The sequence below is a fragment of the Synechococcus sp. H60.2 genome, assembly GCF_047462315.1.
Taxonomy (GTDB): Bacteria; Cyanobacteriota; Cyanobacteriia; order Thermostichales; family Thermostichaceae; genus Thermostichus.
Window position 1 is genome coordinate 1 of the sequence record NZ_JANSIZ010000093.1, and the last position, 8,217, is coordinate 8,217.

Sequence of the window (8,217 nt, forward strand, 5' to 3'; positions counted from 1 at the left end):
AGCGGGAAGGGAAGCGTTTTCGCTGTGTCAACCCGGCTTGTGGCTGGGAAGGGGATGCAGATTTGAACGGTGCCAACATGATTGCCCTTTTGGGGGTCGCTGTAAACCGGCCTGGAGGTCCGTGGTTGGCTTGCCAATTGCAGGGCTACCAGAAGCCCGCTCCCTACCGCTTAGCGGTCGGAGCCGGGTAGTTTACGTGTCGTTGGCAAGGCTTGCAATAGCCATCAATGGCTATGGGCCAAGAGGTTGGGCTCGAAGACCCGCATCTCCGAATGGAACGGGATCCCTAGGTGGGTTAGCCAATCCCGCAGCGGCTCGTCCTCCAGCGCCAGGATCTGCCCTTGGGGAGAAAGGTGGGCCGGGCGATGCCAGTTGCCCAGTTGGTGAAGCACCTGGCCCATTTGAACGACATTTTCAGGTTGAATGACAAGCACCGGTTCCGCCTGGGCCTTGACTCGAATGTGTCGCTGGGCGTCTGCATACAGCAGATCCCCATCGTGAAGGTGGGTGCCGCGGGGCAGCATCAACTGGATTGCCGTGCCTCGGTCACTCACCAGCCGTTGCCGAGAGCGCTGGCGATCGTGCCAAGTGAGAGAAACTGTCTCCATCTGGCCAGGGATCCCACCTGGCGGCTCAACCAGCAGCTCCGTTACTGCAATAACCGCCGGATCCTCGCCCAAAGTGTGTCGGCCTTCGCTCATCTCAGAGACTCCAGGTACTGGCTGAGGTCTTCTTGCAGGCGGGAGAACTCTACTTCAATAGAAAGGCGCAATGCCCCTGTTTTCAACGTTACTAACACCTTGGCGGCGTAGGGGCCGGGCCAGATATTGGGATTGCAGAACATCTCCAAGTACAAGTTTGGGGCGGAATGGTGAAACTCAATCGGCGCCTGGGGCTGGCGTTGGAGGCCGCTTGCCCCCACTTTGAGCCGCTCCAAAAGGGTTTGCAAAGCCCTGTGCCACTCCCGTGCCCCCTCTGCCGAAAGCGGGAAGCTGGCCGACCCGGTTGCGAAGTTGAGGGCAAACTGAGGAGAATAAGTAGTCATAGAAGCCCGTACCTTCGGCAAGCATTCTCTGGAGGGCAGCGTTGGACAATAACAGTATCTTACGTCAGCTCTTACTAATGGGCGTGGGCACCACCGCTCTGCTGGCGGAGCAGTTGAAAAAGGCTGCTGACGAGCTGGTGCAGAAAGGTCAGCTCAAACCAGAAGAGGCATCCAACGTCATCAACAACCTGCTCAACCAGGTGAAATCCGAGCAGAGCAACCTGGAGTCTTACGTGCAGCGTCAGGTGCGCAACGTCCTGCAGGATTTGGGTGTTCCTCGCCAATCGGAAATGGACGAGCTGCGCGGGCGGCTGGATCGGCTGGAGCGGCAGGTGCGCAACCTGGAAAACCAAGTTTACCGCCGCTAGCCGAGCTGGATGTTTCGTTTCTAGCACTTGTTCTCAAGGCTTGCCCCGTCGCTCAAGCAGAGTTTGGCAGGCTGCCCCAGGCTATACCCTGCAAAACCCTGAAGCCAATTCCCAGCTTTTGAGTCCAGAAGTTCACTGCAATTCCCATGCCAAGCGAAGTTTTGACCATCACGGGCCGTGGGATCCCGCTGGTGGGCAACGACATCGACACCGACCGGATCATCCCGGCTCGTTTCTTGAAGTGCGTTACCTTTGAGGGCTTGGGCCAGCATGTATTTGCCGACGACCGTGCCCAAGCTGCCGGCCAGCATCCCTTTGACCTGCCTCAGTACCAGGGGGCAGAGATCTTGCTGGTCAACGCCAACTTTGGCTGTGGCTCCAGCCGGGAGCACGCCCCCCAAGCTCTGGCCAAGTGGGGGATCCGCGCCCTCATCGGCGAAAGCTTTGCCGAAATCTTTTTCGGCAACTGCCTGAGTTTGGGGATCCCCTGTGTAACAGCACCCGCCAGCGTGATCCACACTCTCCAGGAGGCAGTGGTCAGAAACCCGCAGCTCCAGTTAACGCTGGATCTGCTCAACAAACAGGTGCGTTGGGAGGACAAGGCCACTGCTGTTGAAATCCCGCAGGGGGCCTGGCAAATGCTGGTGCAGGGGACGTGGGATGCCACCGGACAATTGCTGACTGCCCGGGAGCGGATTCAAGAGGTGGCTGCTTCCTTGCCCTATCTGCAATGGCAGGGGGTTCAGTGAGCAGGTTTCTTCCCCCCGCTACTCACCTGTGGCTGGGCAGCGCCGACCCCGATTTTCTGGATCTGGCAAGGCGGGAAATTGCGGCGGCGGATCCCGAGGCCGTCCTTCAGCCTTTGCCAGAGGCACCTGGCCTTGTGTGGGTGTGCAGTCAGCGTTCCTTTGCCGACCTTGCCCAGGTCTGGCAGGCCAACCCCCCTATTTTTTTGCGCCACATCTGCCCCATCCAGCGGGAGTTTTGGCTGGACGAGGGATCCCTGACGCAACTCTGTCTAGACGAAGAGCTGTTGGCGGCCATCGACCCTGCCCTCAGCTTTTCTGTACAGACGCGCCTATTTGGCAAGCTCAACGTCAAGCCCTTCCAGGTCAACGCAGCCCTAGCAGCCCAGGTGGCGGCAGCAGTGGGGGCGCCGCTGCAGGTCAAGGATCCCCAACAGGTGATCTCGGCGGTGATCCTGGCCAACCTGACAGGGATCCGAGCTTGGCTGGGCCTGTCGCGGGCGGCGCAAAACCTCTCCACCTGGGCCGGCGGCATTCACCGCTTCCGCCGCGATCCCGGTCAGATTAGCCGCTCTGAGTTCAAGTTGCTAGAAGCCATCCAGGTGTTTCGCATCCCTTTGCACCCAGGGGGGCAGGCTTTAGATCTGGGGGCAGCGCCAGGGGGCTGGTCGCGCATTTTGCGCCTGCATGGCCAGCAGGTGACGGCCGTGGATCCGGCAGAACTGGACGAGCGTCTCCGCTCCGATGCCGGCATTTGCCACTACCGCCTTAGCGCCCAAACCTACCTAGCCCGCTGCGCAGGGCGGTTTCACCTCATTCTCAACGACATGCGCATGGATGGCCGGGCCTCTGCCCATCTAATGGCGGCTTTTGCCCCTCATCTGGAGCCGCAGGGGGCAGCCGTGATGACCCTAAAGCTCCCCCACCAGCATCGCCTGCGGGTGCTCCGACAGACCCTAGACATCTTGGGCAGCGCCTTCCCGGTGGTGAGGGCGCGCCACCTGTTTCACAACCGCAGCGAGGTCACCCTCTACCTGCAAAAAGAGATCCCCGCCCCTTACTCTTCCACCACCTGAATTTCTCGGCGCAGTACCTTCTCGCGAATGGACTCCAGCAAGCTCATCTCTTCCGGGGAGATTTTGCCATCGGCCCGGATGGCGGCGATGATTTGATCCACCTCGCTGCGGGTTAGCTTCTTATCTTCCAGAGCCCGCTCCACCAGCACTTGCAGTTGGGAAAACTCCATAAGACCCCTGCTCCTCTGGGCTTAACCGGTCTTCTCACCTCCTCCAGGCTATCTGCGCCCCTTCCGATCCCCAACAGGCGCAAGATTCTCTTCAGGTCAGGTATTCTGAAGAAAATGTAAAACCCTAGGAGAAAACGACATCATGGCTGGCCCAACTCTCAAGAGCACTGAGCACGACTGCGCCACTCTCTGCCGAGATGGCTGTGTCTTGGGCGACGCCTGCCCCCACCGAGAGGCGGCCCGGCAAGCAGTGGCCTTCGTCATGAACACCGACTGGGAGACCTTGATGCGGATTGCCGAATCCAAGAACCTACCCAAGAACCCTCCCCAAGCAGAGGTGGATCCCTTACAGTTTTTGGAGAACTACCGCCTAGGCAGCTAGCTGGCAGCTCGGCAACAAACCCCTGCCCAGAATCCAGGCGCTTTAAGCCATACTGAAGGTGGTGGGATCCCTGGGTTTTATGGTTTGGCCTTGGATTAGCCTTGGGTTGGTTCTCATTGCTTCCGAGCTGTTTTTGCCGGAGCTGGTGGCTGGCCCGACGGGTGTGGCTGCCCTAGGGGCTGCTCTTTTGGCCTATTGGGGGTGGCCGCTTTGGGCCCAGTTCTCGGCTTGGATTGTGCTCTCCCTTGGGCTGATCGTTCTCAGCCGGCGTCTGCTGCCCTCTACTTCAACTCAGTTGGAAGATCTCCTGAAGGAATCGCGGGAAGCGCGGGCAGTTACGGCCATTCCGCCGGGCGAGCGGGGTCGGGTCTCTTATCTCGGCTCCACCTGGAATGCCAAGTGCAGCGTCCCCAACCTGGAGATTCAACCTGGGCAAGAGCTCTATGTGGTCGATCGCCAGGGCAATACCCTGATCGTGATGCCGATTCAGATGCTCAGGTCTTGAGGGGGATCAGGGGCTTGGCTGAGACTCATTGGACAAGCTCTTTTGAGGAAACACCTGAGGAGTCGGGGAACCTCTGCGAAGACGAACAAGAAGCTCGCCCTCAGTCCACCGTCCTGTTTGCAGCGGCTACCCATCCCAACAGGTTCAGCAGGTTCTAAGTAGAAGATGCCGTTGGGGGTGGGGTGCCCCAGCGGGAATTCGACAACCTACAGCAGGGATCCGGCCTGATATCTGCCATAATTACAAGAGCGGGATGTAGCGCAGCTTGGTAGCGCATCTGCTTTGGGAGCAGAGGGCCGCAGGTTCAAATCCTGTCATCCCGATGGAGCTGGCAAAGGGAGCGCTAGGGATCTCCAAGCCATCGGCCAAACTGGTTGCAGGAGCCTCAGCAGGCCAGATCCCATCCCAGGCAAGCTTGCATCACCTGGCCCAAGAGGTACAGGGATCCACAGATGACCGCAGGCGGCTCGCCGGGGTCAGCTGGCTGCTGCAGTTGGGCTTGTAAAGCGGCAAGATCTGGCAGCGCCTGGACAGAGCGAAGATGGGGTTGCAGGATCTGGGCCAGGTGGGCCAGTTCTTCCGGAGGGGTGCCGGCGTGGCCGAAGATGGGCAGGGCAAAGAGGCGATCCCCCGGTCGCAGCAGGGTAGCAAGAATACCCTTGACATCTTTAGTCGTGAGAATGCCCATATACCAGGTGAGAGGGCCGGGCTGGTGCTCGTCTAGGTAGCGGCGCAGCGCCTGGGCGGCGGGCAGGTTGTGGGCCCCATCCAGCAACAACCGGCGGGATCCCACTTGCACCCGCTGCAGACGGCCCGGCCACCGAGTGGCGGCAAACCCCCTGGCCACTGCAGCTTCTGGGATCTGCCAGCCCTGCTCCTGCAGGGTCTCCAAAACGGCTAGAGCTACCGCGGCGTTGGTCAGTTGCACCTCACCGGGGAGGGGCAGGGTGAGTACCTGCTCGCGCCAGCGGACGGCCTGGGGCCCCGACCATTGCAAAGGTTCCACCACCCGCAGAGGACTGCCCATCTGCTCGGCTCTGGCCCGGATCACGGCCATCACCTCGGGGGGTTGGGGTGCGCACACAGTCGGGATCCCCGGCTTGAGGATGCCGGCTTTTTCGAAGGCAATTTGCGGCAGACTGTTGCCCAGACGCTGCCAATGATCCCAGCCAATGGACGTGATGGCAGTGACCACCGGCTCAATCCCGGCATTGGTGGCATCCAGTCGCCCCCCTAGGCCCACCTCCATCACCGCCACCTCCACCTTCTGCTGGCGAAAGTACAGCCAGGCAGCGGCGGTAATGGCCTCAAACTGGGTGGGGGAAGCCTCGCCAGGAGCGTAAGTCTGCAGGCAGTCCCGCACTTGGGCCAACACCTGGCTCCAGTCGCCTGGCGAAATGTACTCGCCGCTTAGCCAGATCCGCTCCCGCCAATTGACCAGGTGGGGAGAGGTGTAGCGACCGACGCGATAGCCCGCCGCCCACAGCACATGGCTGACCCAGGAGCAGACGGATCCCTTGCCGTTGGTGCCGGCTACGTGGATGGCCGGGATCCCCGCTTGGGGCTGGCCGAGGCGCTGCAGCAAAACCTGCATGCGATCCAGGCTGAGATCGACGCCAAAGTGGCCTAGCGACTCCAGAAACCCCGGCCAATCCCAGGTTGGGATTCCACCCATCGGCGGTAGGTTGTTCGGGCTCAAGCGTTCACCTCAACACTATCCCCGCTAACCCAAGCAAAGAGATTACCCTCCCCTCTGCTCAAGCCGGTTTCGCACTGCCCCAGCAGAAGCCGTCAAAGGTTCACCACAAAAGCATCGCGAATACCTGGCTGCTTCAACACCTCTTCGATGATCCCATCTGGCAGGGGATCGTCAAGGCTGAGCACCATCACCGCATCGCCGCGGATGATCTTGCGCCCCACCTGCATGCTGGCGATGTTGACGTTGTAGGCCCCCAGCAGGGTGCCGATGCGCCCGATGATCCCCGGCATATCCCGGTGCAGGGTCATCAGCATATTGGCAGAGGGGGGCACATTCACCGGGAACTCGTCGATCTGGGTGATGCGCACCTCCCGCTCTCCGATCAGCGCTCCCGAAACCGAACGCACCCCGTTGGGGCCATGGGCAATCAACGTCAGGGATCCGGAGTAATCCTTCAAAGAGGGATCTCGCGTCTCCACCACGCGAATGCCCCGTTCCTTGGCCTCGATGGAAGCATTGACGTAGTTAACTCGCTCCCGCAGAGCCAGCGTCAATAGCCCCTTGAGCGCGGCGATGACGATCGGCTGGCCATCTTTTTCCGCCAGGGATCCCTGGAGGCGGATCTCCAACTGGCTGACCCGATCCCCCGCCAACTGGCCCACCAAGTTGCCCAGAGTTTCCGCCAAGTCCAGGTAGGGCTTGAGGCTTTGCAGCACCTCCGCCTGCAAGCCAGGGATGTTCACAGCAGAACGGGCAGGCAGCCCCAACAACACATCGCGGATCTGCTCTGCCACATCGATGGCCACATTCACCTGCGCCTCTTCGGTGGAGGCCCCCAGATGAGGGGTTAGCAGGATCTCCTTGCCCAAGGAAAGCAGAGGTGAATCTTTGCTGAGGGGCTCATCGGCAAAGACGTCCAGGGCCGCCCCCGCAATTTGGCCGGATTTGAGGGCTTCATAGAGGGCTTGCTCGTCCACTAAGCCGCCGCGGGCACAGTTGATCAGGCGGGCGGTCGGCTTCATCAGGCGGAAGGTCTCGGCGTTGAACAGGTTGGTGGTCTCAGGGGTCTTGGGGACATGCAGGGTGATGTAGTCCGATTCCTGCACCAAAGTTGTGAAATCCACCAGGCGCACCCCCAGTTGCTCCGCCCGCTCCATCGAAAGGTAGGGATCGTAGGCCAAAAGCCGCATCCCCATCGCCTTGGCAATCTGGGCCACATGGGATCCAATGCGACCCAGGCCAACAATGCCCAGTGTCTTTTTGTACACCTCTACCCCGACAAACTCCTGCCGCTTCCATTGGCCTGCTTTCAGAGAGGCATTGGCATCGGCAATGTGGCGGGAGAGGGCCATCATCAAAGCGATGGCGTGCTCGGCGGCAGCAATCGTATTGCCCTCAGGGGAGTTGACCACCAGGATCCCAGCTTTGGTGGCGGCAGCCACGTCGATGTTGTCCACGCCCACCCCCGCCCGACCGATGATTTTCAAGTTCGTCCCCGCCTCGATCACCTCGCGGGTGACCCGCGTGCCGGAGCGCACCATGATGGCATCGTAGTTGGGAATGACCGCAATCAACTGCTCCGGCGTGAGGTCGGTTTGCACATCCACCTGGGCCACTTGGGAGAGGATGTCGATTCCCGCCTGATCGATGGGATCCGTGACGATAACTCTGGGCATAAGCGACAATAGCCTAATCGGATGTGGGGCAACAGAAGCAGAAGAGCCAATACCGCAAGCCAGGCTGGATCGCATCCATGTTGACCCAACCCCAGCCAGCACCCTTTAATCTACCGCGAAAGTCCGCCAGCACGCGCAAGACCTGCCGCTCCCAAAGAGCAAGAGTCCCAGTTTCCTAGGCCCCGGTGGAGATGGGTTGCTCACGGGCGGGATCCCACAAGAGCCAGGTACTTGCCGTCGATTAAAAAGATGCCATTGGCAAACTGTACACTGTAGGTGCCCAACAGCCGCCGCTGCAAGATCACCCCTTGTTCGTGCAGCCGAATCAAATGGGCAGGGCGCAACATCGGCATCGGGTCAGCCGTTTTCAAGTAAGGAGGCATCTCCACCACCTCAACCCTCGCCCCCACCGGCAGCAAACCTTGAGCTTCAGACATGGCCCCACAAGCATCGACGCTACACCTGCCTTTAGCTTAACGTAAGGTGCGGAATTCCCCACCCGGGTGGGGATGGATAGCACCCTCTGACTGATTCTGGATGTATTGCTTCA

At 60.4% G+C, this 8,217-nt stretch carries 11 protein-coding genes, 1 tRNA gene and 1 pseudogene; 7 read left to right on the forward strand and 6 right to left on the reverse strand.

Annotation, left to right across the window (positions count from 1 at the left end; genetic code table 11):
* A pseudogene (locus NW845_RS11620) lies at positions 1–191 on the forward strand (RNA-guided endonuclease TnpB family protein); the annotation flags it as partial.
* A 33-nt stretch (positions 192–224) separates the two neighbouring features.
* On the opposite strand, the gene NW845_RS11625 reads toward NW845_RS11620, so the two are convergent.
* The gene (locus NW845_RS11625; protein ID WP_414365760.1) at positions 225–701 is read right to left on the reverse strand and encodes an urease accessory protein UreE; all 477 of its coding nucleotides are present in this window, start codon (positions 699–701) and stop codon (positions 225–227) included.
* Complete coding sequence (locus tag NW845_RS11630) at positions 698–1,045, reverse strand: hypothetical protein (protein WP_414365761.1); 348 nt, start codon at positions 1,043–1,045, stop codon at positions 698–700. The genes NW845_RS11625 and NW845_RS11630 overlap by 4 nt, the downstream gene beginning before the upstream one ends.
* A 41-nt stretch (positions 1,046–1,086) precedes the next feature.
* Between NW845_RS11630 and NW845_RS11635 the strand changes: the two genes are divergently transcribed.
* The 3 genes from NW845_RS11635 to NW845_RS11645 all read left to right on the forward strand — a co-directional run bounded on the left by NW845_RS11635 (position 1,087) and on the right by NW845_RS11645 (position 3,235).
* Positions 1,087–1,413 (forward strand): phasin family protein, encoded by a 327-nt coding sequence (locus tag NW845_RS11635; protein WP_011431016.1) that lies wholly within the window; start codon positions 1,087–1,089, stop codon positions 1,411–1,413.
* A 146-nt stretch (positions 1,414–1,559) separates the two neighbouring features.
* The gene (gene leuD, locus NW845_RS11640) at positions 1,560–2,162 is read left to right on the forward strand and encodes a 3-isopropylmalate dehydratase small subunit (protein WP_414378657.1); all 603 of its coding nucleotides are present in this window, start codon (positions 1,560–1,562) and stop codon (positions 2,160–2,162) included.
* Positions 2,159–3,235: an SAM-dependent methyltransferase gene (locus NW845_RS11645; protein WP_414378658.1), complete on the forward strand. Its 1,077-nt coding sequence runs from the start codon at positions 2,159–2,161 to the stop codon at positions 3,233–3,235. The genes leuD and NW845_RS11645 overlap by 4 nt, the downstream gene beginning before the upstream one ends.
* Here the strand turns inward: NW845_RS11645 and NW845_RS11650 are convergent.
* Positions 3,217–3,405, reverse strand: a complete 189-nt coding sequence (locus tag NW845_RS11650) for a hypothetical protein (protein WP_414371680.1) — start codon at positions 3,403–3,405, stop codon at positions 3,217–3,219. The two genes, NW845_RS11645 and NW845_RS11650, sit on opposite strands and share 19 nt — an antisense overlap.
* 142 nt (positions 3,406–3,547) lie before the next feature.
* Here NW845_RS11650 and NW845_RS11655 point away from each other — a divergent pair, with 142 nt between their 5' ends.
* From NW845_RS11655 to NW845_RS11665, 3 genes are all read left to right on the forward strand, one after another.
* Entirely contained in the window at positions 3,548–3,787 is a 240-nt protein-coding gene (locus NW845_RS11655; protein WP_414365765.1) for a hypothetical protein, read from the forward strand.
* A gap of 79 nt (positions 3,788–3,866) precedes the next feature.
* Positions 3,867–4,292: an NfeD family protein gene (locus NW845_RS11660; RefSeq protein ID WP_414365766.1), complete on the forward strand. Its 426-nt coding sequence runs from the start codon at positions 3,867–3,869 to the stop codon at positions 4,290–4,292.
* Positions 4,293–4,541: 249 nt separating this feature from the next.
* Positions 4,542–4,615, forward strand: a tRNA-Pro gene (locus NW845_RS11665).
* A 62-nt stretch (positions 4,616–4,677) separates the two neighbouring features.
* On the opposite strand, the gene NW845_RS11670 is transcribed toward NW845_RS11665, so the two are convergent.
* From NW845_RS11670 to NW845_RS11680, 3 genes are all read right to left on the reverse strand, one after another.
* Complete coding sequence (locus NW845_RS11670) at positions 4,678–5,967, reverse strand: bifunctional folylpolyglutamate synthase/dihydrofolate synthase (protein WP_414378659.1); 1,290 nt, start codon at positions 5,965–5,967, stop codon at positions 4,678–4,680.
* 116 nt (positions 5,968–6,083) lie between these two features.
* Positions 6,084–7,667, reverse strand: a complete 1,584-nt coding sequence (gene serA / locus NW845_RS11675) for a phosphoglycerate dehydrogenase (protein ID WP_414378660.1) — start codon at positions 7,665–7,667, stop codon at positions 6,084–6,086.
* 200 nt (positions 7,668–7,867) lie between these two features.
* Positions 7,868–8,104, reverse strand: a complete 237-nt coding sequence (locus NW845_RS11680; protein ID WP_414365769.1) for a DUF3148 domain-containing protein — start codon at positions 8,102–8,104, stop codon at positions 7,868–7,870.
* Between the last annotated feature and the right edge of the window lie 113 nt (positions 8,105–8,217).